The sequence below is a fragment of the Streptomyces coeruleofuscus genome (assembly GCF_039532725.1).
GTDB classification, from domain to species: Bacteria; Actinomycetota; Actinomycetes; order Streptomycetales; family Streptomycetaceae; genus Streptomyces; species Streptomyces coeruleofuscus.
In genome coordinates, this window is record NZ_BAAASE010000013.1 from 44,953 (window position 1) to 67,266 (window position 22,314).

The 22,314-nt window shown below is 70.9% G+C and carries 21 protein-coding genes and 1 other RNA gene; 17 read left to right on the plus strand and 5 right to left on the minus strand.

Going from position 1 to position 22,314, the window contains the following annotated elements:
* Positions 1-202 precede the first annotated feature (202 nt).
* Together prfB and ABFX81_RS36180 are read left to right on the plus strand one after the other, a co-directional pair.
* Positions 203-1,309 (plus strand): peptide chain release factor 2, encoded by a 1,107-nt coding sequence (gene prfB / locus ABFX81_RS36175; RefSeq protein WP_086840573.1) that lies wholly within the window; start codon positions 203-205, stop codon positions 1,307-1,309.
* Positions 1,310-1,599: 290 nt separating this feature from the next.
* Positions 1,600-2,235, plus strand: coding sequence for a hypothetical protein (locus ABFX81_RS36180; protein ID WP_086840575.1), 636 nt, complete (start codon positions 1,600-1,602; stop codon positions 2,233-2,235).
* 112 nt (positions 2,236-2,347) lie between these two features.
* On the opposite strand, the gene ABFX81_RS36185 is transcribed toward ABFX81_RS36180, so the two are convergent.
* A complete protein-coding gene (locus ABFX81_RS36185) occupies positions 2,348-2,539 on the minus strand; it encodes a hypothetical protein (protein ID WP_086604469.1) in 192 nt (63 codons plus the stop codon).
* 314 nt (positions 2,540-2,853) lie between these two features.
* On the opposite strand from ABFX81_RS36185, the gene ftsE reads away from it, so the two are divergent.
* The 5 genes from ftsE to ssrA all read left to right on the plus strand — a co-directional run bounded on the left by ftsE (position 2,854) and on the right by ssrA (position 6,851).
* The gene (ftsE, locus tag ABFX81_RS36190) at positions 2,854-3,543 is read left to right on the plus strand and encodes a cell division ATP-binding protein FtsE (protein WP_003990615.1); all 690 of its coding nucleotides are present in this window, start codon (positions 2,854-2,856) and stop codon (positions 3,541-3,543) included.
* Between the two features lie 40 nt (positions 3,544-3,583).
* Positions 3,584-4,501 carry a permease-like cell division protein FtsX gene (gene ftsX / locus ABFX81_RS36195; RefSeq protein ID WP_086840577.1) on the plus strand — a complete coding sequence of 306 codons (918 nt, stop codon included), beginning with the start codon at positions 3,584-3,586 and terminating at the stop codon, positions 4,499-4,501.
* A gap of 68 nt (positions 4,502-4,569) precedes the next feature.
* Positions 4,570-5,739 carry a S41 family peptidase gene (locus ABFX81_RS36200; protein WP_346139249.1) on the plus strand — a complete coding sequence of 390 codons (1,170 nt, stop codon included), beginning with the start codon at positions 4,570-4,572 and terminating at the stop codon, positions 5,737-5,739.
* A gap of 46 nt (positions 5,740-5,785) precedes the next feature.
* Positions 5,786-6,265, plus strand: coding sequence for an SsrA-binding protein SmpB (smpB, locus tag ABFX81_RS36205; RefSeq protein ID WP_086840581.1), 480 nt, complete (start codon positions 5,786-5,788; stop codon positions 6,263-6,265).
* A 182-nt stretch (positions 6,266-6,447) separates the two neighbouring features.
* Positions 6,448-6,851, plus strand: a transfer-messenger RNA (tmRNA) gene (gene ssrA, locus ABFX81_RS36210).
* Positions 6,852-6,899: 48 nt separating this feature from the next.
* Here ssrA and ABFX81_RS36215 read toward each other — a convergent pair.
* From ABFX81_RS36215 to ABFX81_RS36225, 3 genes are all read right to left on the minus strand, one after another.
* Positions 6,900-7,874, minus strand: a complete 975-nt coding sequence (locus ABFX81_RS36215; protein ID WP_086840583.1) for a substrate-binding domain-containing protein — start codon at positions 7,872-7,874, stop codon at positions 6,900-6,902.
* Entirely contained in the window at positions 7,874-10,129 is a 2,256-nt protein-coding gene (gene yicI, locus ABFX81_RS36220; protein ID WP_086840585.1) for an alpha-xylosidase, read from the minus strand. Before yicI ends, ABFX81_RS36215 begins: the two co-directional genes overlap by 1 nt.
* Before the next feature lie 91 nt (positions 10,130-10,220).
* Complete coding sequence (locus ABFX81_RS36225; protein ID WP_346139251.1) at positions 10,221-11,429, minus strand: MFS transporter; 1,209 nt, start codon at positions 11,427-11,429, stop codon at positions 10,221-10,223.
* A 210-nt stretch (positions 11,430-11,639) separates the two neighbouring features.
* Between ABFX81_RS36225 and ABFX81_RS36230 the strand changes: the two genes are divergently transcribed.
* From ABFX81_RS36230 to ABFX81_RS36275, 10 genes are all read left to right on the plus strand, one after another.
* Complete coding sequence (locus tag ABFX81_RS36230; protein WP_086604464.1) at positions 11,640-11,885, plus strand: hypothetical protein; 246 nt, start codon at positions 11,640-11,642, stop codon at positions 11,883-11,885.
* Between the two features lie 12 nt (positions 11,886-11,897).
* Entirely contained in the window at positions 11,898-12,776 is an 879-nt protein-coding gene (locus tag ABFX81_RS36235) for a hypothetical protein (RefSeq protein ID WP_346139252.1), read from the plus strand.
* Positions 12,777-12,825: 49 nt separating this feature from the next.
* Positions 12,826-13,791 carry a LysR family transcriptional regulator gene (locus ABFX81_RS36240; protein WP_086849424.1) on the plus strand — a complete coding sequence of 322 codons (966 nt, stop codon included), beginning with the start codon at positions 12,826-12,828 and terminating at the stop codon, positions 13,789-13,791.
* Between the two features lie 162 nt (positions 13,792-13,953).
* Positions 13,954-14,982, plus strand: coding sequence for a hypothetical protein (locus ABFX81_RS36245; protein WP_346139253.1), 1,029 nt, complete (start codon positions 13,954-13,956; stop codon positions 14,980-14,982).
* A gap of 211 nt (positions 14,983-15,193) precedes the next feature.
* Positions 15,194-17,392, plus strand: a complete 2,199-nt coding sequence (locus tag ABFX81_RS36250; RefSeq protein WP_086849426.1) for a polysaccharide deacetylase family protein — start codon at positions 15,194-15,196, stop codon at positions 17,390-17,392.
* Positions 17,389-18,690 (plus strand): acyltransferase family protein, encoded by a 1,302-nt coding sequence (locus tag ABFX81_RS36255; protein WP_086849429.1) that lies wholly within the window; start codon positions 17,389-17,391, stop codon positions 18,688-18,690. Before ABFX81_RS36250 ends, ABFX81_RS36255 begins: the two co-directional genes overlap by 4 nt.
* Positions 18,691-18,769: 79 nt before the next feature.
* Positions 18,770-19,399 carry a hypothetical protein gene (locus ABFX81_RS36260; protein ID WP_086849431.1) on the plus strand — a complete coding sequence of 210 codons (630 nt, stop codon included), beginning with the start codon at positions 18,770-18,772 and terminating at the stop codon, positions 19,397-19,399.
* The gene (locus ABFX81_RS36265) at positions 19,396-19,698 is read left to right on the plus strand and encodes a hypothetical protein (RefSeq protein ID WP_086849433.1); all 303 of its coding nucleotides are present in this window, start codon (positions 19,396-19,398) and stop codon (positions 19,696-19,698) included. Before ABFX81_RS36260 ends, ABFX81_RS36265 begins: the two co-directional genes overlap by 4 nt.
* On the plus strand, positions 19,695-21,086 hold the full coding sequence (locus tag ABFX81_RS36270; RefSeq protein ID WP_086849435.1) for a hypothetical protein: 1,392 nt from the start codon (positions 19,695-19,697) through the stop codon (positions 21,084-21,086). Before ABFX81_RS36265 ends, ABFX81_RS36270 begins: the two co-directional genes overlap by 4 nt.
* Before the next feature lie 8 nt (positions 21,087-21,094).
* Positions 21,095-21,685: a hypothetical protein gene (locus ABFX81_RS36275; protein ID WP_086849437.1), complete on the plus strand. Its 591-nt coding sequence runs from the start codon at positions 21,095-21,097 to the stop codon at positions 21,683-21,685.
* Here ABFX81_RS36275 and ABFX81_RS36280 read toward each other — a convergent pair.
* Positions 21,668-22,210: a hypothetical protein gene (locus tag ABFX81_RS36280; protein ID WP_086849439.1), complete on the minus strand. Its 543-nt coding sequence runs from the start codon at positions 22,208-22,210 to the stop codon at positions 21,668-21,670. The genes ABFX81_RS36275 and ABFX81_RS36280 overlap by 18 nt on opposite strands.
* Positions 22,211-22,314: the final 104 nt, after the last annotated feature.

Below are 22,314 nucleotides of genomic sequence, written 5' to 3' on the forward strand. Positions count from 1 at the left end.
GAAGCCCGACGGTGGCAGCGGCCGGGGCGGGGAGTGGCCGGCGGTGGGGGGACCGGCGCGAGGGTGGCGCGTGCCCCGCTGTCGACGGCGGGTGACCGGCGCTGGTCGCCGCAGGACGCCGAGACCTCGGAACCCCGTCCCCTGAACGGTCGGCTCCGGCAGCCCGGCGCTGGCCGCCGGGCGGAGCCGTTACGCTGGAGGCGTGGCAGTCGTCGATGTATCCGAAGAGCTCAAGTCCCTCTCCTCGACCATGGAGTCGATCGAGGCCGTTCTGGACCTCGACAGGCTGAGGGCAGACATCGCCGTGCTCGAGGAGCAGGCGGCCGCGCCGTCCCTGTGGGACAACCCCGAAGAGGCGCAGAAGATCACCAGCAAGCTGTCCCATCTCCAGGCCGAGGTGCGCAAGGCGGAGGCCCTGCGCGGTCGTATCGACGACCTCGCCGTCCTCTTCGAGATGGCCGAGGAGGAGGACGACCCGGACACCCGCGCCGAGGCCGAGTCCGAGCTCCTCGCCGTGAAGAAGGCGCTGGACGCGATGGAGGTCCGCACGCTCCTGTCCGGCGAGTACGACGCCCGTGAGGCCCTGGTGAACATCCGTGCCGAGGCCGGCGGCGTCGACGCCGCCGACTTCGCCGAGAAGCTCCAGCGCATGTACCTGCGGTGGGCCGAGCAGCGTGGCTACAAGACCGAGATCTACGAGACGTCGTACGCGGAGGAGGCCGGCATCAAGTCGACCACCTTCGCCGTCCAGGCGCCCTACGCGTACGGCACGCTCTCCGTCGAGCAGGGCACGCACCGGCTGGTGCGCATCTCGCCCTTCGACAACCAGGGCCGGCGGCAGACCTCCTTCGCGGGCGTGGAGGTCCTGCCCGTGGTCGAGAAGTCCGACCACGTCGACATCGACGAGAGCGAGCTGCGGGTCGACGTCTACCGGTCCTCGGGCCCCGGTGGTCAGGGCGTGAACACCACGGACTCCGCGGTGCGCATCACCCACATCCCCACCGGCATCGTCGTCTCCTGCCAGAACGAGCGCTCGCAGATCCAGAACCGGGCGTCGGCCATGAACGTGCTCCAGGCCAAGCTGCTGGAGCGGCGCCGCCAGGAGGAGCAGGCCAAGATGGACGCCCTCAAGGGCGACGGCGGCAACTCCTGGGGCAACCAGATGCGTTCGTACGTGCTGCACCCGTACCAGATGGTCAAGGACCTGCGCACCGACTTCGAGGTCGGCAACCCCGAGGCCGTGTTCAACGGCGAAATCGAAGGGTTCCTCGAAGCCGGAATTCGCTGGCGCAAGCAGCAGGCGAAGTAAGTTTGTCGATAAGGCAACTGCCGACGGCAGGGCGGCAGTTGCCTTTTCTGTGCCCGCATGTCCGGGTTTTACATCACACTCACAGAGTCAGACTCCCGGCATTGCCCCCGTACTTGGACATGGCGTCCGCAAACGCCCTTGACGTGTTCTTGAAAAATGGGAAGGGTAAAGCGCGGCATGCGTGTCTCTGGGGCGCATGTGAACCGGGGGGCTCTTCACCGCAGCTATCCCCGTCGAGCACAGCCCCGAGCGGTGCCTAATGACGATGAGCTACTGGGGGTAGCAACCACATGACGAAGAAGACGCGGATCCGTGTCGCGCGGATAGCGGCCGGTGCCGTGATCGCGGCCGGTGCCTCGCTTACCGCCGCCGGTGCCGCATCCGCCGCGGAGTCCGAGGACTGCCTGCTGGGCATCCTGTGCGCCAAGGAGTCGCCGGTCCCGACTCCGACGCCGCCGGTTCCCACCGAGCTCCCGACCGACCCGCCGACGGACCTCCCGACCGACCCGCCGTCGACCGAGGAGCCCACCGACGAGCCGACCGAGCCCACGGACGAGCCCACCGAGCCGACCGAGGACCCGACGAGCCAGCCGAGCAACCCGGGCAACGGCAACGGCGGCGGAAACGGCGGCGGAAACGGCAACGGCGGCGGAAACGGCAACGGCGGCAGTGTCAGCGGCGGCAACGCCGCCGACCCCGACGGTGGCACCTCCCCGCAGGACGAGGGCTCCTCGTCCCTCACGGACACCGGCTCGGACGCCACCCCGGTGGCGCCGCAGGCCCAGGGCAACGGCCAGGAGCTCGCCGAGACGGGTGCCGCGCAGACCACCTTCCTGGTGATCGGCGCCGCCACGATGATCGCCGGCGGTGTCGGCTTCCGCGTCCTGCCGCGCCTCATGGGCGGCCGCGGCGGGACCGCCGCCTGACGGTAGCCGCGTCCGTACGGACAGTAGGCACAGCGCAACGCCGAGGGCCCGGAGCGAAACGCTCCGGGCCCTCGGCCGTGTTTTTGGACCGCTGAGTACGCCGCCGGGCGTATCAGGCGGTCTGGTGCGCCAGCAGTGCCACCGCGGCGATCAGCACTGCCAGCAGTGCGATCAGCGCCATCGGGTTCAGACCCGCGAGGAAGTTCTCCTGCTGCAGCCGCTCGCGGTTCGCACGGCACACGTGGCACCGGCCCTCGCTCACAGGCGCCGCGCAGTTCGCGCACACCAGCCGGTCGTACGTCATGCGCTCGCCCTCCTTGCGCCGGTTCCTAGTGTGTAACGCTCGCAGTGGTGCGAACGTTCCCTCTCCACTGTGCCAGGTTCCTCCGGAGGTCGCGCGGGTCGCTCCCAGAGGGGTGGGTGTGCATTGTTGCGCGGCTGCGGGCCTGTGGGGGCTGGTCGCGCCCACGCGGCGGAGCCGCATATGTCACAGCCCCGCGCCCCTTGGGTCGGCACAAAACGCCACATCCACTACGCAACCACAGCCGGTGACTGCGGTCTGCTGCCCGGTTCGCGTATGGTCACGCTCATCTACCCCCGGCTACCCGTGGTGCATCCGTGATCCGATTCGACAACGTGTCCAAGGTCTACCCCAAGCAGACCCGCCCCGCCCTCAGGGATGTCTCCCTGGAGGTCGAGAAGGGCGAGTTCGTCTTCCTCGTGGGGTCCTCCGGCTCCGGAAAGTCCACCTTCCTGCGGCTGATCCTCCGCGAGGAGCGGTGCAGCCACGGACAGGTGCACGTTCTGGGCAAGGACCTCGCGCGCCTCTCCAACTGGAAGGTGCCGCAGATGCGGCGCCAGCTGGGGACGGTCTTCCAGGACTTCCGCCTGCTGCCGAACAAGACGGTCGGCGAGAACGTCGCCTTCGCGCAGGAGGTCATCGGCAAGTCGCGCGGCGAGATCCGCAAGTCCGTGCCGCAGGTGCTCGACCTCGTCGGGCTCGGCGGCAAGGAGGACCGGATGCCCGGTGAGCTGTCCGGCGGTGAGCAGCAGCGCGTCGCCATCGCGCGGGCCTTCGTCAACCGGCCCAAGCTGCTGATCGCCGACGAGCCCACCGGCAACCTCGACCCGCAGACCTCCGTCGGCATCATGAAGCTGCTCGACCGCATCAACCGGACGGGCACGACCGTGGTGATGGCCACGCACGACCAGAACATCGTGGACCAGATGCGCAAGCGCGTCATCGAACTCGAGAAGGGCCGCCTCGTCCGCGACCAGGCCCGCGGTGTCTACGGCTACCAGCACTGAGACCGCACCCGAGAGTCACGGAAAGGCATAACCCCTCGCCATGCGCGCCCAGTTCGTCCTGTCGGAGATCGGCGTCGGTCTCCGCCGCAATCTGACGATGACCTTCGCCGTCGTCGTCTCCGTCGCCCTGTCGCTCGCCCTGTTCGGCGGGTCGCTCCTGATGAGCGACCAGGTCAACACCATGAAGGGCTTCTGGTACGACAAGGTCAACGTCTCGATCTTCCTCTGCAACAAGAGCGACGCCGAGTCCGACCCCAACTGCGCCAAGGGCGCGGTGACGGACGACCAGAAGAAGCAGATCAAGGCCGACCTCGACAAGATGGGCGTCGTCCAGACGGTCACCTACGAGTCGCAGGACCAGGCGTACAAGCACTACAAGGAGCAGTTCGGCGACTCCCCGCTGGCCAGCTCCCTCACGCCGGACCAGATGCAGGAGTCGTACCGCATCAAGCTGAAGGACCCGCAGAAGTACCAGGTCATCGCCACCGCCTTCAACGGCCGGGACGGCGTGCAGTCCGTGCAGGACCAGAAGGGCATCCTGGACAACCTCTTCAAGCTGCTGAACGGCATGAACTGGGCCGCGCGCGCGGTGATGGCGCTGATGCTGGTCGTCGCGCTGATGCTGATCGTCAACACCGTGCGCGTCTCGGCGTTCAGCCGCCGGCGCGAGACCGGCATCATGCGCCTGGTCGGTGCCTCGGGCTTCTACATCCAGGCGCCGTTCATCATGGAGGCCGCGGTCGCCGGGCTCATCGGCGGCACCCTCGCGTGCGCCTTCCTGCTGATCGCCCGGTACTTCCTCATCGACCACGGACTGGCCCTGGCCGACCAGCTCACGCTGATCAACTTCATCGGCTGGGACGCCGTCCTGACGAAGCTGCCGCTCATCCTGGCCACGAGCCTGCTGATGCCCGCGTTGGCCGCGTTCTTCGCGCTGCGCAAGTACTTGAAGGTGTGACGCATACCAAGAGGGGCCGTGCGGTCAACAAGCCGTACGGCCCTTTCCCTTGTCCTAGACTCACCGGCATGTCAGGCCGTGACCCGTTCTGTCAGCCCCGTCGCAACCGCCGCGGGGCCGCCCTGACATTGATGTTCGCGAGCGTGCTCGTCGCCGGAGCGGCCACGGGATCCCTCCCGCAGGCCGAGCGGAAGTCCGCGCAGGACGAGGCCCGTTCGGCCACCCCGGCCGGGCACCACGCGGACGTCGCCAGGGCGGCCGAGGAGGCCATGGCCGACGGCAAGTCCCCGATGGAGGCCGCGAAGCGCGCCGTCAGCCGCAGCGGCGACCGCTGGGGCGCCGTCTACTCCCGGGGCGACTACGAGGAGTTCGAGGAGACCCTCGACGGCCAGTACACCGGCGTCGGCCTGTGGGCGCGCAGCGAACGCGACGGCCGTATCGAGGTGACGAAGGTGCGCGCCGGCTCGCCCGCGGCCACCGCCGGGATCCGCCCGGGAGACGTGCTGCGCAGCGTCGACGGCGAGAAGACCGACGGGCGGCCCGTCACCGAGGTCGTCTCATTACTGCGCGGGGACGCCACCGACGCCCCCGCCGGCACCACCGTGCGCCTCGGTCTGGAGCGCGGCACGCGCGCGTGGACCGAGACCCTGCGCCGGGCCCAGCTGTCCACGGACTCGGTCGCCGTTCGAAAAGTCGCCGGATCGGTCACCGTCATCCGGGTCGACACCTTCACCAAGGGCTCCGGCGACCAGGTCCGCGAGGCCGTCCGGCAGGCCCGGCCCGGCGGCGGGATCGTCCTCGACCTGCGCGGCAACTCCGGCGGCCTGGTCACCGAGGCCGTCACCGCCGCCTCCGCCTTCCTCGACGGCGGGCTGGTCGCCACGTACGGCGTCGACGGCGAGCAGCGCGCCCTGCACGCCGAGCCCGGCGGCGACACGACGAGACCCCTGGTCGCGCTCGTCGACGGCGGGACGATGAGTGCGGCCGAACTCCTCACCGGCGCCGTCCAGGACCGCGGACGGGCGCTCGTGGTGGGCTCCCGGACCTTCGGCAAGGGCTCGGTCCAGATGCCGAGCCGGCTGCCCGACGGTTCCGTCGCGGAGCTGACCGTCGGGCACTACCGCACCCCCTCCGGCCGCGCGGTCGACGGCCGGGGCATCACGCCCGACCTGGAGGCCGACGAAGGGGCCCTCCAGCGGGCCGAGGCCGTACTGCGCGGTCTGACCGGCCCCTCGTAATCGACTTCCCGCGGGGCCCCTCCGTAGTGCGAAAATGGGCGGCACTATGGCTAAGGAAAAAGGGCGCAAGATGATCGCGCAGAACAAGAAGGCGCGGCACGACTACCTCGTCATCGACACCTACGAGGCCGGCCTGGTCCTCACCGGCACCGAGGTGAAGTCGCTGCGCCAGGGACGGGCGTCGCTGGTCGACGGCTTCGTGCAGATGGACGGGCACGAGGCGTGGCTCTACAACGTGCACGTGCCGGAGTACAGCCAGGGCACGTGGACCAACCACAGCGCCCGCCGCAAGCGGAAGCTGCTGCTGCACCGCGAGGAGATCGACAAGCTGGAGTCGAAGTCGCAGGAGACGGGTCACACCATCGTGCCCCTCGCCCTGTACTTCAAGGACGGCCGCGCCAAGGTAGAGATCGCGCTGGCGAAGGGCAAGAAGGAGTACGACAAGCGCCAGACGCTCCGCGAGAAGCAGGACCGGCGCGAGGCCGAGCGGGTGATCTCCGCGGTACGGCGGAAGCAGCGGGCGTGACCTGCATCACAAGCCGGGGTCGGGAATGCTCCGGCGCAGGGAGGCGTTGAACCCGGTACGACGGCGGGGTGACCGCCGGGAATACGGTGGCATCGGCGGAGGTTGATCCCGTACGATGGCATCTGCACCGCCCAGGCGGTGTGAGCCCCTCACAGCGGGGGCGACGATTGAAAAAACAACATGGGGATGATCGGTTTCGACAGCGGCTGTCGAAGCAGGGGAAGCGTGTCGAGGAAGCGGCCATGATCTCGTAAACCACAGGCCGAAAAAAATAATCGCCAATTCCAAGCGATCCATCTCCCAGGGCGAGCTCGCCCTCGCTGCCTGATCTTCAGGTAGCGAGCAGCGGCTCCCCTACTTAAGGGAGTGTCAGCCCGGGGGTGTTCCCGACCCGGATCCTGGCATCATTTAGGGAACTAAACCTTGATCCCGGTCACGGGGTGAAGAGGGAAACCACACAGTGACTGGGCCCGTCGGAGACTTGTCGGCGTGATCTCCGGGGCCGAGAAAAGCACAGCCGACTGCACACGGAGAAGCCCTGGTTCCGCACCGTTGGACGCGGGTTCGATTCCCGCCATCTCCACTCATCCCATGTGGGCACAGGCCCCGTCGCTTACGAGCGGCGGGGCCTTTGTCATGCGGCGGGGCCCGTGCTCGCCCGCTCCGTCAGCCGCGGCGGCAGCAGCGTCGCCTCCGGCACGGGTGTGCCGTGCAGTTTTGCCATCAGGAGTGCCACCGCTCGGGTGCCGAGCTCCGCGGCCGGCAGGGGGACCGACGTGACGGTCGCGGGGTCGTCGGGGCAGACGGCCGTGATCGACAGGTCCTCGGGGACGCGGAGGCCGAGCCGCTGGAAGGCCGTGATCAGGGGTTCCAGCAGGGGGGCGTTGTGGACGACCACGGCCGTCGGGGCGGGGTGTTCGCGCAGCAGCCGGTCCGCGATGCCGTGGGCCTCGGCCGGGGCCGGCACGGCGGGGTGCACCGACGAAGCCAGCCCGTGGTGGTCGGCCGCGGCCGTGAAGCCCTCGACCAGGCGGTGGGCCGAGGCGGTCCTGCGGAGGAAGACCTCCGGCGGCGAGCCGACCAGGGCCACCGCGCGGTGGCCGAGCCGCGCCAGGTGGTGCACGCACGCCTCGCCCGCCGCTCTGTAGTCCAGGTCCACGCAGGTCAGACCTTGCGGGTCGGCGGGCAGGCCGAGCAGGACGGACGGGCGGTTCAGGGAGCGGAGCAAGGGGAGGCGTGGGTCGTGGAGGCCGACGTCCATGACCACCAACGCGTCCGCCGGCGCCGATTCCCCGACGCGGGTCAGGCGCTCCTCATGGGTGAGGAGCAGGACGTCGTGGTCGTACTCGCGTGCCGCCGTCACCACCGACTGCGTCACACGCATCATCGCCGGTACGTGGACGCCGGTGCGCAGCGGAGCCGCCACGGCCAGGACTTTCGACCTGCCGTGCGCCGACGCGCCCGCCGGCGGGCGGTAGCCCAGCTCCCGGGCCGCCGCCTCGACCCTCCGCCGGGTCTCGGCGGAGATCGGGCGCTTGCCGCTCAGCGCGTACGACACGGTGCTGGGGGAGACCCCGGCCCGCCGTGCCACGTCCGTGATCCTGACCATCAGGCCGGCTCCAGCCCCAGTGTCAGGGAGCGGGTTCCGGCCGGTGCCCGGACCTCGTGGCCGGCGGCGGCGAGCGCCCAGGGAGCCGCCGGGTCGCTGCACGTCGCCCGGAGGGTGTCTGCCTCGCGTACGACCGTGAAGGTCACGTCCCCGACCCGTACCGTCGTCTCGTCGCCGGGCCGGAGGCCGTACGCCCGCAGCGTCACCCCGTCGGCGTGGTCGTAGTCCGGGCGGTCGTCCACCGCGCCCACCGGGATCACCGAGCCCGGCCTGACCAGCAGCGGCACGCTCAGGAAGGCGTGCCGCTCGCGCACCCAGCGCGGCCCGGTCACCTGCTCGCCGGTGAGGAAATGCGTCCAGGTGCCCTCGGGGACGTAGTACGTGACGTCGCCCTCGTCGCTGAACACCGGTGCCACGAGGAGGTCCGGGCCGAGCATGTACTGCCGTTCCAGGTGCGCGCAGCCCGGGTCGTCCGGGAACTCCAGCACCATCGCCCGCATCATCGGCACGCCCTCGGTGTGGGCGGTCCGGGCCGTCTCGTACAGGTAGGGCATGAGGCGCAGCTTCAGCCGGATGAAGTGGCGCGCGACCTCCACCGACTCCTCGTCGAACAGCCAGGGGACGCGGTAGGAGCTGCTGCCGTGCAGGCGGCTGTGCGAGGAGAGCAGGCCGAAGGCCAGCCAGCGCTTGAACAGGGCCGGTGTCGGAGTGCCCTCGAAGCCGCCGATGTCATGGCTCCAGAAGCCGAAGCCGGACAGCCCGAGGGACAGGCCGCCGCGCAGCGACTCTGCCATCGACTCGTACGTCGCCTCGCAGTCGCCGCCCCAGTGCACGGGGAACTGCTGGCTGCCCGTTGTCGCCGAGCGGGCGAAGAGGACGGCCTCCGCCTCGCCGCGGTGCTTGCGCAGCACCTCGAAGACCGTGCGGTTGTACAGGTAGGTGTAGTAGTTGTGCATCCGCTCCGGGTCGGAGCCGTCGGACCAGGCCACATCGACCGGCACGCGTTCGCCGAAGTCGGTCTTGAAGCAGTCGACGCCCTGCGTGAGCAGCGCCTCCAGCTTGGCGGCGTACCAGTCGCGGGCGGCCGGGCTGGTGAAGTCGACCAGGGCCATGCCGGGCTGCCACAGGTCCCACTGCCACACACTGCCGTCCGGGCGCTTCAGCAGATGCCCGAGCGCCTTGCCCTCGGCGAACAGCGGGGAGCGCTGGGCGATGTACGGATTGATCCAGACGGAGACGCGCAGGCCACGGGCCTTCAGCCGGGCCAGCATGCCCTCCGGGTCGGGGAAGACCCGGGCATCCCAACGGAAGTCGCACCAGTGGAACTCGCGCATCCAGAAGCAGTCGAAGTGGAAGACGGACAGGGGGAGTTCGCGTTCCCGCATGCCCTCGATGAAGGACGTCACCGTCTCCTCGTCGTACGACGTCGTGAAGGACGTCGACAGCCACAGGCCGAACGACCAGGCGGGCGGCAGGGCCGGGCGGCCGGTCAGGGCCGTGTACTTGCGCAGGATCTCCTTCGGCGTCGGGCCGTAGACGACGTAGTACGTCAGCTCCTGCGTCTCCGCGCTGAACTGCACCCGGGACACGACCTCCGAGGCGACCTCGAAGGACACCTTGCCGGGGTGGTCGACGAAGACGCCGTAGCCCGCGTCGGTGAGGTAGAAGGGGACGTTCTTGTAGGCCTGTTCGCTGCATGTGCCGCCGTCGGCCTGCCAGATGTCGACGACCTGGCCGTTCCTGACCAGCGGGCCGAAGCGCTCGCCCAGGCCGTAGACGGATGTGCCGACCTGGAGGACCAGTTGCTCGCGCAGGTGGTGGGCGCCGGTCGCGTCCCGCATGATGCCCATGCTCTTGTCGCCGCTGCTGGTGAGGGTGCGGCCGTGCGCGAGGAACTCCACGTGCCAGGGGGCGCCGCGGGCCACCCGGACCGACAACTCGCCCGAGGTCAGGGTCGCGTGCTCGTCGTCGCAGGAGATCCGCGGGGTGGCACCCGACCCGGTGAGCTCGAACTCGGGACCCCGCGGCTCCCCTCCCGTGAAGTGCGTCAGCGTCAGGCCGATGACGTCCGGCATGGGCGTGTGCGCGCGGAGCGTCAGGACGGGGCCCTTCAGCAGGTCCCCGCGGGAGCGGACGGGCCGGGTCGGCGCGTGGATCTCCAGGGCGCCGTCCGACTCGGTGACGTCGAGCACCTCGGCCGGGTACGCCGCGGTGACGCCCTCCCGGAGCAGCCAGTAGCCGTCGGTGAACTTCATGTGGGGGGTCCTTCTTCCCGTGCCCGCGGGGATCGGCACGTGACGTCGAAGCGCTTCGACGGAAGAACGTATGTGGGGGTGCGGGAAGGCGTCAATGGGGCGTGCGCCGATCGGTGAAGCGATTCGACGTCCCGCACAGGGACAGCGCCAGGGCCACGGCCGCCGCCGTCACCGGGATGCCGTACCCGGCCGTCGCCGACAGGTGCTCCACCGTCCAGCCGCCGAGCGCGCTGCCGCAGGCGATGCCGCCGAGCAGGCCGGTCACCGCCAGGGTCATGCCCTCGTTCAGCCGGCCCTCCGGGGTGCGCTGCTGGACCAGCGTCATGGTGGTGACCATCGTCGGGGCCGTCGCCATGCCGGCGATCAGCAGCGCACCCGCCAGGAGCGGGAGCGAACCGGTGAGGACGGCCACGAGGAGGGGCAGGGTCAGCATTGCGGTCATCGCGGCCACGCACCACGGCAGACGGGACGCGGCCGGCCCGGCGGGCTTCCAAGCGCCGTACAGCAGGCCCGCCGCGCACGAGCCCGCCGCCTGGAGCGCGAGCACGACACCGGCCGCCGAACCGTGACCCCGTTCGGCCGCGAAAGCGAGCGTGACGACCTCCGTCGAGCCGAACACCGCGCCCATCGCCAGGCAGACCGCGAGCAGCGGGGGCATGCCGGGGGCGCTCAGCGGCGCCTTGACGGGTATGTGCGCGCGGACCGGCGGCTCCGTCGCGCGCCGGGTCGTGAACAGGAGCATTCCCGTCAGCAGCAGCACCGCGCCGACCAGCGTGCCCGCCTCGGGGAAGAACGCCCCGCACAGGAAGGCCGCCAGAACCGGGCCCAGCATGAAGCACAGTTCGTCCGCAGCCTGTTCGAAGGAGTTGGCGGTGTGCAGCGCCTTGGCGTCACCGGCCAGCAGATACGCCCAGCGGGCCCGGGACATGCCGCCGGTGTTGGGAGTCGTGGCGGTGGCGGCGTAGGAGGCGAACAGGGTCCAGTCGGGGGCGCCGTGGCGCACGCACAGCAGCAGCGCGAGCGAGCCGAGGACGGCGATCACCGTGGCGGGCAGGGCCACCCGGGCCTGCCCGTGCCGGTCGACGAGCCGAGCGGTCCACGGCGCCACCACCGCGGTCGCCGCGAGCCCGGTCGCCGTGACGGCACCGGCGAGGGCGTACGAGCCCCGCGTCCCGGCGATCATGACGACCGCGCTGACGCTGAACATGCCCATCGGCAGCCGGGCGATCAGGTTCCCGGCGGTGAACGCACCGGCGCCCGGCAGGCGGAAGAGACGGCGGTAGGGGGTGAGGTGCGGCATGCGCCCACCGTCACCCGGCGGTGATCAACCGGTCCAACACCTGTTCCGCACGGACTCACGCACCTGGGTTGTAGGACCGCCTTGTGTTCTTCATACAGGGATATGGATATTCCTCATACTCCTCATGACGCATGGAAAAGATGCTCAACGGGAAAATCCTTCACTCGTTTGCCGCGCATCCGCCGAAGAGGGGCGACGGTTAGTCGGTACATGACCGAGGCGACCAGGAAAGACGGTTGGGCGGTAACGCTCGGCCCGTACACCTACATTCCCGCTCCGGCGCACTCGTCGGCCACAGTCAACGGCACGCTCACCAACGGCGGTTGCCCGGTCACACTGCAAGTGACCGAGCCGGTTCTGCGCGATTTCATCGACACCATGAGCGTGCTGGAAAAGGATCTAGCGCGACGGTGGATCAGTGCGACGGAATGGCCCGCATTCGCGCTTGCGGAATAGTCGGGCCGCGCCATGTATGACAATAAAATCGAGGGCACCGGCCGGCACCGGGCTCCGACCCGGGATTTCGTTACTCCCCTGACACCACCGGACCCGACCTGGGACCCGGCCGAGGAACTGGCGTTCATCCTCGAGGAGGCACTCGGGGAGCAGGAGTCGAGGATCCCCGCCCCGCGTGACGCGGCACCGGCCGCCCCCGCGGATCCGGCCCCGGGCGAGCGCATGCAGCGGCTCCAGGACATCACCGAGGAACTGCCGCCCGTGCGGGAGGTCCCCCGGCGCCACCGCAAGGTGCGGGCCCGCAGAACCCCCCGCCTGCTCCGCACCACCAGTTTCCTCATCGCCGCCCTGGCGGCCGTCATCGCCTCCGCGGTGAGTCTCCTGAGCGGCATGGTCGCCTACGACCCGCTGCGCCTGGCCGCGCTGTCCCCCGCGGAGCGCAGCCTCGGCGCCTGGTGGCCCCTGCTGGTGTACGGGCCCTGGCTGGTGGCCTCGCTGTCCGTCCTGCGGGCCGCGCTGCACCAGCGCCGCGCCGTGCACTCCTGGTGTGTGGTGCTGGTCTTCTCGTGCGTCGCCGTGCTGCTGTGTGTCGCCCAGGCGCCGAGGACCGTCCTCGGCACAGCGGCGGCCGCCCTGCCCGGGCTGGCTGCGCTCACGTGCTTCCAGCAGGTCGTCCGCCAGATCACGCTGACCCGTCCGCCCGTGCGTACTGTGCCCCGGCATCGCCTGGGGCAGGTTCCGTCGAGGGAGCTGTCCGGTGGGGATGTCCCGGCGGGCGAAGTGACGGGTGCGGGTGCCGGTGGCGGCGCCGGTGCGGTTTCGGGCGGGTGTGCGGGTGAGGGCGAGGGGCCCGGGCAAGTTCGCGGGGGCGGAGGAGGCCGCCGGGGCTGAGAGGTCGCCGGGGGGCCGGGCGGGCGGTACGCCGCTGTAGGTTCACGGCATGCCCGGCCACCTCGACCCACGACTCCTGCGTGCCTTCGTCACCGTCGCCGAGGAGCTGCACTTCACCCGTGCCGCGGTGCGCCTCCACACAGCCCAGCAGGCACTGAGCCGGGACGTGCGGCGGCTGGAGCGTGAGCTGGGTGCCGAGTTGTTCGTGCGGACCACCCGGCAGGTGACGCTCACGCCCGACGGGGAGCGGCTGCTGCCGTACGCCCGCCGCGTGCTCCAGGCGCAGGAGGAACTGCTCGCCGCCTTCGACCAGGCCCGGCCCCTGCTGGTGGACCTCAACTCCCCGGGCCTGGTCACACCGCGCCGCGTGCTGCACCGGGCGCGTGAACTCGCCCCCGGGCATGAGCTGATGGCCCGCTACGAGAGCGGCCTGACCGGGGCCGCCGGGGAGTTGCTCGCGGGCCGGCTGGACGCGTCGTTCGGACGGTTCGCCGGGCTGGACCCGGCGCTGCGGTCCGGGCTCGACCACCAGCCCGTGCGGTACGAGCCGATGGCTGTCGTACTGCCCGAGGACCACCGGCTTGCCGCGCTGGCGGAGGTGCCGCTCGCCGAGCTGGCCGGCGAGACCGTCTACGCGGGCGCCGGCAATCCCCGGACGCCGGAGTGGACCGGCCTCGCGCGGCTGCTGTTCGAGGGGCGGGGCATCGAGATCGCGCCACCGGCACCACTGGCCGTCGGGGAGGAGGAGTTCCAGCGGGTCATGGCCCGTACGCGCAACCCGGTCCTGGCCGTCGTGGGGTTCCCGGCCCTGCCGGCGACGGTGTCCCGTCCCCTGGTAGATCCCGTTCCGCTTTCCCCTGTTTCGCTGGTGTGGCGCAAGGGCCTGACGCACCCCGCGCTCGACGCGCTGCGACGGGCGGCGGCGCTGCTGGCGGTGGCGGAGGGGTGGCTTCGGAGGCCCACCGGGGGGTGGGTTCCGGCCACCGATGATGTCCTCATGATGTCTCGTCGGTGACACGATTCCGCACGTGGTCCGCACATATCCTCCGCGTGCGCTACATTCGACGCCTGAGCACGGTGTGGTAATGGGGGGCGCTCTGGACGGGTTGGGGACCTGGTCCGGACGACGGGTGCTCAGGTCGTAAGCGCACCTGAACCATCCCGTGGGGGGAAGTGCGTGCGTGTGAAATCGTGGCGAGAAGACGCCCAACCCGAATGGCCCGACGTCGCAGCGGCGACCGGTGAACTCCCCGCGGACGGCAGAGCCCGGGACTGGAGAGCCAAGCAGGTCTTCGCCGGTGGCGACGTCCAGGTGACGGGCACCCGCCCGCCCGCCGGGACGGAGCTGACGGAGATACTGCGCGGCATTCCCCGGCAGAGCGAGGGCGGGGCCGACTCGTTCGCGGCGGGTCCCGGAACCCGTCCGGCGGTCCGCGACCCCTGGCAGGAGGACGCCGACCCGGTCGGGCACGCCCGGGCCGGGGCCCCCGCCGGGCACACCCACGACCCGCACGAGGTCACCATCCAGCTCGACGCCGTGCAGCTCGGGGACGGGTTCGTACGGCAGGTCAAGGAAGACACCGGCGCGAGCTCCGCCGACCGGCCCGTCTTCGTGGACGAGTCCGGTCGCCGCAGCCGTCGCCTCCGCCGGATCGGCATAGCCGTCGCCCTGGCCTGCGGGGTCTACGCCGTCGTCATCGTCGCCACGCTGCTGTCGGGCAACTCCGACGCGCCCTGGCTGCCCGTGCCGGGCCAGCAGGAGGGCCAGCCGGCCGGGCAGGTCGACACCCCGTCGCAGCCCACCGAGTCGGCACCGGCCGGTGACACGGGCGCCACCGCCCCGGGCAGCGTGCCGACGACCGGCGAGGCCACGGCACCTGCGCCCGGCCCCAGCGCCCTGGAACCTGCGGCCTCCGCGAGCCCGGGCCGTTCCGGCGCGACCGCCGGGCCCTCGGCGACGGCGACCCCGACCGCACCGGCCCCGGGCAAGGGCGTGACCGACCCGACCCCGACCGAGCCGGCGGACCCGCCGACCACGCCGGCGACCGACCCGACGCCGACGGTCGAGCCCACGCCGGAACCGACCGAGCCCACGGGCGCCGGCGACGGCGGCACCGAAACGGTCGCCGAAGGCCCGCCCGAGATGCCGCCCGTCGTCCAGCCGCCCGTCGCGCAACCGCCCGTCGAGCAGCCGCCCGCCGTCTAGACCCGGTCGCGAGGGCGGCGCCGGCCGCGTCCGCCCTCCAGGAGAGATCCGGGGGGAGGGGCGCTCCGGCGCCCCGCATCTCGGGCCCTGAGCTCCCGGCCCCGCTGGAGCGGCGGGAGCCCGTGACGCCGCGGAGCAGGCCGGCACCGTCCCTGCACCACCACGTCCCCGCAGCACTTCATCCCTGCACCACCCCGGAGTACCACCACCCATGGCATCCCATACCCGCCGTCCCGGGCCCGCCCCCCGAGCCCGTGGCGGTTCCAGGCGCCGCCTGCCCCTGCGCCTGCTGCTGCCCCTGCTCGTCCTCGTCGCGCTGATGGCGATGCTCATGCTGCGCGGCTACGTGCACAGCGAGATCCTCGCCGACCACCGGGTCCGGCCGCCCGCCGCCACCGACCAGGTGCCGGAGAAGATCATGAACGGCGGCCCGGTCATCGACACCCGCAGCGGCCGCACCGAGAGCCTGCGCGTGCCCGACCGCCGTCTGGTCCTCACCTTCGACGACGGCCCGGACCCGGTCTGGACGCCGAAGGTCCTGGACGTCCTGAGGAAGCACGACGCGCACGCCGTCTTCTTCGTCACCGGCACCATGGCCTCGCGCTACCCGGACCTGGTCCGGCGCATGGTCGAGGAAGGCCACGAGGTCGGTCTGCACACCTTCAACCACCCCGACCTGTCCTACCAGTCCAAGAAGCGCATCGACTGGGAGCTGTCCCAGAACCAGCTCGCGATCTCGGGCGCGGCGGGCATCCGCACCTCTCTCTTCCGGCCGCCGTACTCCTCCTTCGCCGGCGCCATGGACAACGTGTCCTGGCCGGTGACCGAGTACATCGGCGACCGCGGCTACATCACCGTCGTCAACAACACCGACAGCGAGGACTGGCGCAAGCCCGGCGTCGAGGAGATCATCCGCAAGGCCAAGCCCAAGGGCGGCAAGGGCGCCATCGTCCTGATGCACGACTCCGGCGGCGACCGCCACCAGACCGTCGAGGCACTGGACCGCATGCTGCCCGACCTGCGCGAGCAGGGATACGAGTTCGCCAACCTCACCGAGGCCCTCGACGCCCCGAGCGCGCACTCCCGGGTCACCGGCCTCGAGCAGTGGAAGGGCAAGGCGTGGATCTTCCTGGTGCAGGCCTCGGAGCACCTCACCGACGGGCTGGTCGTCGGCCTCGCGATCGTCGGCACCCTCGTCATCGGCCGCTTCGTCCTGATGCTGGTGCTCTCCGGGCTGCACGCACGCCGGGTGCGCCGCCGCGGCTTCAGCTGGGGGCCGCCGGTCACCGAACCGGTGTCGGTCCTGGTCCCGGCGTACAACGAGGCCAAGTGCATCGAGAGCACGGTCCGTTCCCTCGCCGCCAGTGACCACCCCATCGAGGTCCTCGTCATCGACGACGGCTCCTCCGACGGCACGGCACGGATCGTCGAGGCCATGGGTCTGCCCAACGTCCGGGTGGTCCGCCAGCTCAACGCGGGCAAGCCGGCCGCGCTCAACCGCGGTGTGGCCAACGCCCGCTACGACCTGATCGTCATGATGGACGGCGACACGGTCTTCGAACCGTCCACCGTGCGCGAACTGGTGCAGCCCTTCGGCGACCCGCGGGTGGGCGCGGTCGCGGGCAACGCCAAGGTCGGCAACAAGGACACCCTCATCGGCGCCTGGCAGCACATCGAATACGTGATGGGCTTCAACCTCGACCGCCGGATGTACGACGTCCTGCGCTGCATGCCGACGATCCCGGGTGCGGTCGGAGCCTTCCGTCGCAGCGCCCTGGAGCGGGTCGGCGGCATGAGCGACGACACGCTCGCCGAGGACACCGACATCACCATGGCCCTGCACCGCGACGGCTGGCGCGTGGTCTACGCGGAGAACGCTCGTGCCTGGACCGAGGCGCCCGAGACGGTCCAGCAGCTGTGGTCCCAGCGGTACCGCTGGTCGTACGGCACCATGCAGGCCATCTGGAAACACCGCCGGGCCCTGGTGGACAAGGGCGCCTCGGGCCGCTTCGGCCGCGTGGGCCTGCCCCTGGTGTCCCTCTTCATGGTCGTGGCGCCCCTGCTGGCCCCGCTGATCGACGTGTTCCTCGTCTACGGCCTGGTGTTCGGCCCGACCCAGAAGACGATCATCGCGTGGCTCGGCGTCCTGGCGATCCAGGCGGTCTGCGCGGCCTACGCCTTCCGACTCGACCGTGAGCGCATGATCCACCTCGTCTCCCTGCCCTTGCAGCAGATCCTTTACCGACAGCTCATGTACGTCGTCCTGCTCCAGTCCTGGATCACCGCCCTCACCGGCGGCCGGCTGCGCTGGCAGAAGCTGCGGCGCACCGGTGTGGTCGGCGCGCCCGGCGGCGGCCCCGTGCCGAGCCAGCGGTCCCAGAGCAGCGGCGAGCGGAGGCCGGTGGCATGACCCACGGAAACCAGATCCCCACCTCGTCGGCGGCGTCCGGCATACCGGGGCCGCCGTCGTACGGCATCCCGCAGCAGCGCACGACGGACCCCGCGGCCACGGGCGGAACCGCCCCCGCTGCGACGCCGCGCCAGGGCGGCGGTCGTGACCGCTACCTGGACCTGCTGCGCTCGATCGCCCTGGTCCGTGTCGTCGTGTACCACCTGTTCGGCTGGGCGTGGCTGACGGTGCTGTTCCCGTCGATGGGCGTGATGTTCGCGCTGGCGGGCTCCCTGATGGCGCGCTCGCTGAACCGCCCCGCGCTCGGGGTGGTCCGGGGCCGGATCCGCCGGCTCCTGCCCCCGCTCTGGGCGTTCAGCGTGGTGCTGCTGGCGATGATGTTCGCGGGCGGCTGGAACCCGCTGAAGGACCCGGACCACGGCGGCACCTGGGGCCTGATCGAACTGTTCAACTACGTCTTCCCCGTCGGCGCCCCGCCCTTCCCCTGGCACCTCGGCGCCAAGTCCGGCCTGCTGGAGGACACCTGGGCGGTGCAGGCGGCCGGTCCGCTGTGGTACCTGCGGGCCTACCTCTGGTTCGTCATCGCCTCCCCGCTGCTGCTGTGGGCGTTCCGCCGGGCACCATGGCCGACGCTGCTGGCACCCCTGGGCCTCACGGCGGTCGTCGGTACGGGCCTGGTGAAGATCCCCGGCGAGACGGGCAACGCCGTGACGGACTTCGCGGTCTACGGCGGCTGCTGGGTCCTGGGCTTCGCCCACCACGAGGGCCTGCTCAAGCAGATCCCCCGCTACCTGTCGATCTCCTGCGCGGCCCTGCTGATGGCCTTCGGCCTGTGGTGGGCCTCCGGCCACCTGGGCCCCGACGGCTGGGACCTGAACGACATCCCCCTGGCCCAGGCGGCCTGGTCCTTCGGCTTCGTGGTGATCCTGCTCCAGTACTCCCCGTCCTGGCGCGAACTCCCGGGCCGCCTCGCCAGGTGGGACAAGCTCGTGACCCTCTCCAACAACCGCGCCGTCACGATCTACCTCTGGCACAACCTCCTCATCATGGCCACGGTCCCGATCCTCGACCTCCTCTACGAACTGCCGTTCCTCCAGAGCGACAGCGCGGTGTCCGCCCTGGACACCACGTACACGATCTGGATGTTCTTCCTGGTCTGGCCCCTGATCGGCGCGGCGATCCTCGCGTTCGGCTGGGTCGAGGACGTCGCGGCGAAGCGGAAACCCCGGTTGTGGCCGAACAGTGCGCCTCGGGTGAGGGTTCGTGGCAGCCGGAGGCGCTCGGCACCCGGAAGCTAAGCTGGCCCGGCATCGGCGGGGGCGGACGATGAGCGGCCCTTTCCGAGGGTTCCTTTTCGGTCCAGGTGAGAGAACGACAGTGACACAGGCACGGACACCACAACCGGCCGGACCGCGCGCGCCGGTCTTCGGGCTGATCACGCCCGAGGACTGGTACCGCATCCCGCTCCTGCCCGCAGACCGCCGTGAGGCGTCCGTGAACGCGCTGATCCGGCGGCAGTTCACGGGCGTCGACGACCAGCCGGTGTTGCGCCGGAAGGCCGAGGAGCAGCTGCTCGGCACGGCCGAGGCGGCGGTCGAGCAGGGCGGCGTGGTGCTGTACCTGTCGTTCCTGGAAGCCGGTGGCATCCCGCTGTCGGCCTCCCTGCTGGTCTCCCGCCTGTACGAGAGGTTCGACGGCCTCGACGCCGTCGCCGCCCTGGCCGGCTCCGGCGAGGTCGCGCTGGAGTCGCTGCCCGCAGTGGGCCGAGTGGCCCGGCTCCGGCGGCAGGAGCGGACGAAGCAGTCGCGGAAGCTGGGCTCCGAGTTCGAGGACACGGTCGTCGAGTACTTCGTACCGGTCCCGGACCGCGACGAGGTGCTGATGCTGACGTTCAGCACACCGCTGGAGCCGATCGCGGACGCCATGGTGGAGTTGTTCGACGCGGTGGCCGGAACCTTGCGCTGGCAGCCCCGCGACGAGGAGCGGACGGGGGAGGAACAGAAGTGAGCGGGAAGCTCAGGGTCTCGACGCAGGATCTCGAAACGGCCGGGAACGGACTTCGGACGGTGGCGACCGAGCTGGAAGGGCTCGACAAGCTCATGGACGCCTACGACCGCCGCACCGTCGGCCACCAGACGCTGCACGACCGGCTCCAGGAGTTCTCCGACGGCTGGGACGACAACCGCAAGAAGATGATCGAGGAGATCCAGGGGCTCGGGAAGATCGCCAAGGAGTCCGGAAAGGCGTACACCGAGCTCGACACCGCGCTGTACGACGCGCTCACGGGCAAGGGGAAGAAGAAGTGACCCGCCCCGCCGAGCACCGGTGGGAGGTACTGGGGGAGAGCGGTGACCCCGTACCCGGTGACGTCCATGACATGAAGGCCCTCGCGCGCCGGTTCACGGCCACGGCCGAGACCATCACCAAGACGGCCGACGCGCTGCGCCGGCTCGGCAACCTGGAGAGCTGGGACTCCGAGGCCGGACGCGCCTTCGCCGAGAAGGCGAACGACACGGCCAAGACGGTGAGCAAGGCCCACGACCGCTACGCCGACGCCGGAGTCGCCCTCAAGGACTACTCCACCGACCTGGAGACCATCCAGGGAGAAGCGGACAAGCTCCTCACCCAGGCGGAGACCAAGCACAACACCCTGTCCACCGCGAAGTCCAAGGCCGAGAACCCGCCCAAGGGCACCGACGACGCCGGGCAGGACAAGCTCGACAAGGCGGTCACCGACCTCCAGGAGGGGATCGACGGGCTCCGCGGCCAGCTCGACAAGCTGAAGACCCGTCACAGGGAGGCCGGTGACAAGGCCGCCAAGCGCATCCACGACACCACCGAGGGCGACGGCCTCAACGACGGCTGGCTGGACGACCTGCGCGACACCTTGAAGCTCGTCAGCGACATCACGGGAGCCATCGCCGCCGTCTGCGGGGTGCTGTCCCTGCTCGTCGGCTGGATCCCCGTCATCGGACAGGCCCTGGCCGGTGTGCTCGGCACCATCGCCCTGGTCATGACCGCGATCTCACTGGTCTGCCATGTGCTGCTCGCCATCAACGGCGACGGCTCCTGGGGTGACGTGGCCATCGACGTGCTGGGCCTCGCCACGTTCGGCATCGGACGCGTCTTCTCCGCGGGCGCCAAGGCCGCCGCCACCGTCGGCCGCAGCCGCGTCTGGACGGCGGCCACGCAGTACGTGCGCGGCTGGAACCCGGGCATGAACTCGGCCGCGCGCCGCGCACTCGTGGAGTCCATGGTCGGGGCGCGGGCCGGAGCGCGCCCCGGGGCGGCCCTGCCCGACGTGGGCCTGAGGGCGGCCTTCCGCGGACTGCCGAGCTCCTTCGCGGACGACCTGGCCACCATCCGCGGCAACTGGCGCGACCTGTTCAAGGCCGGCGACAACCTCTCGGCGGCCCGCGACGCCTACAACGCCGCCGGACCGCGCGGTCTGGCCAGCATGTACGCGGGCCCGGGCATGGTCGACGAACTCACGCGCATCAAGAACATCGACCCGGCGGACCTGAGGTTCATCGGCACGCCCGACGCGTTCAAGCAGGCCATGGCGTACAACGTCGTCGGCCTCGGCGGCACCGGGACGGGCGCGGCCTCCGACACCAACAGCTTCGTCGGCCTGTTCGGCGGTGACCCGGAGATCGACGTCACCGGCCCCGACGCGTCCTTGGCCGGACGGTGAGCCCGGCCATGACCAACCCGGCGGACTGGCGGGAGTGCCACGTCGCGCTGCCCGCCCACCACAACTGGCTGGTCCTGGACCTGCGGAACGAGGACCCCGAGGCCTGGGCGCGCACCCTCGCCGAACAGCACCTCGGCGGCGACGTACCCGAGCAGTGGCGGGAGGCGTTCGCGACGGACCTGCTCTGGTACTGGGGCGCCGCGGTCCGGCAGGGCGCCCTGTGCGCGGCGGTCCTGGCACCGCAGGACGGGCCCGTCGTGGCGGCTTACACGGTGCGAGAGCTGACCGTCCCTCCGGAATCCCGCACGGTGACCGCGTTCCGGGCCGAGGCGGAGCGGGCGCCGGGCCCGTACTTCGGCGACCGCCAGCTCCTCACCGAGGTCGAGCTGCCCCTGGGACCTGCCCTGCGCGTGCACCGCCAGGAGCCGACGGACCCGGAGGCGGACAGCGGAACGGTCGTGGAGGGCGTGGCCCACTACGTCCTGCCGCGCCGGCACCCCACCGCGCTGGAATGCCGGCTGTTGTGGACGTCCCTGGGGCTCGGCGCGGAGCTCGTCAAGGTCGCCGACGAGCTGGCGGACTCACTCCGCCTGGCGTGACGCGGCGGAACCCCGGCGCTTGGCGAACACGTCGCCCAGACCGAACCGCTCCCAGGGGAGCATCGCGAGCGGCATCCAGCTGAACCCGACGGCGAAGACGGCGACGACGGTGGTGGCCTGGGCCGGGAGGAGCCACCCCAGCTGGGCGACGAGCAACGCCACGACCAGCAGCCAGACGTCGAACACGAGCACCGCCAGCACCTTGCGCGCCGCGGCTCCCGGACCGACCCGGGGCGTGTCCTCGTTCCCGCGCACCATGCCGAAGAGGATCACCGGCAGCATCAGCCCGGTCAGCCCGCCGACCGCGATGCCTCCCACCACCAGGGCGTTGTGCCCGTCATCCGGTACCAGGCCCGACAGGGGGGCCGTGTCCACCGCCCTGCCCAGCAGGGCCACGGCCGCGAAGGCGCCGAGCGTGGCCGTCGCCAGCACGAGGAGCATTCCCGCCCCGAAGGCGACGTTTCCGGCAAAGGAGCGCTGCGAGCGCTGCGCCTCCGGCCGCTCGGCCCCCGACTCTGCGGACATGGACTTTCCCCTTCCCGTGTGGGGTCCGCTAGAGGATAACGGGACCCCGTTCCCCCGGCCTTTCCCGGTGTGGAAAACTGCCTGAGTTGCGTATGTGAACAATG

Coding starts and splice junctions, on each gene's coding strand:
- ABFX81_RS36235 (WP_346139252.1), top strand. CDS start 11,898: ATGTATGACAATAAAATCGAGGGCACCGGCCGGCACCGGGCTCCGACC.
- yicI (WP_086840585.1), bottom strand. CDS start 10,129: ATGAAGTTCACCGACGGCTACTGGCTGCTCCGGGAGGGCGTCACCGCG.
- ABFX81_RS36250 (WP_086849426.1), top strand. CDS start 15,194: ATGGCATCCCATACCCGCCGTCCCGGGCCCGCCCCCCGAGCCCGTGGC.
- ABFX81_RS36275 (WP_086849437.1), top strand. CDS start 21,095: ATGACCAACCCGGCGGACTGGCGGGAGTGCCACGTCGCGCTGCCCGCC.
- ABFX81_RS36255 (WP_086849429.1), top strand. CDS start 17,389: ATGACCCACGGAAACCAGATCCCCACCTCGTCGGCGGCGTCCGGCATA.
- smpB (WP_086840581.1), top strand. CDS start 5,786: ATGGCTAAGGAAAAAGGGCGCAAGATGATCGCGCAGAACAAGAAGGCG.
- ABFX81_RS36225 (WP_346139251.1), bottom strand. CDS start 11,429: ATGCCGCACCTCACCCCCTACCGCCGTCTCTTCCGCCTGCCGGGCGCC.
- ABFX81_RS36230 (WP_086604464.1), top strand. CDS start 11,640: ATGACCGAGGCGACCAGGAAAGACGGTTGGGCGGTAACGCTCGGCCCG.
- ABFX81_RS36200 (WP_346139249.1), top strand. CDS start 4,570: ATGTCAGGCCGTGACCCGTTCTGTCAGCCCCGTCGCAACCGCCGCGGG.
- ABFX81_RS36215 (WP_086840583.1), bottom strand. CDS start 7,874: ATGGTCAGGATCACGGACGTGGCACGGCGGGCCGGGGTCTCCCCCAGC.
- ABFX81_RS36240 (WP_086849424.1), top strand. CDS start 12,826: ATGCCCGGCCACCTCGACCCACGACTCCTGCGTGCCTTCGTCACCGTC.
- ABFX81_RS36280 (WP_086849439.1), bottom strand. CDS start 22,210: ATGTCCGCAGAGTCGGGGGCCGAGCGGCCGGAGGCGCAGCGCTCGCAG.
- ftsX (WP_086840577.1), top strand. CDS start 3,584: ATGCGCGCCCAGTTCGTCCTGTCGGAGATCGGCGTCGGTCTCCGCCGC.
- ABFX81_RS36180 (WP_086840575.1), top strand. CDS start 1,600: ATGACGAAGAAGACGCGGATCCGTGTCGCGCGGATAGCGGCCGGTGCC.
- ABFX81_RS36185 (WP_086604469.1), bottom strand. CDS start 2,539: ATGACGTACGACCGGCTGGTGTGCGCGAACTGCGCGGCGCCTGTGAGC.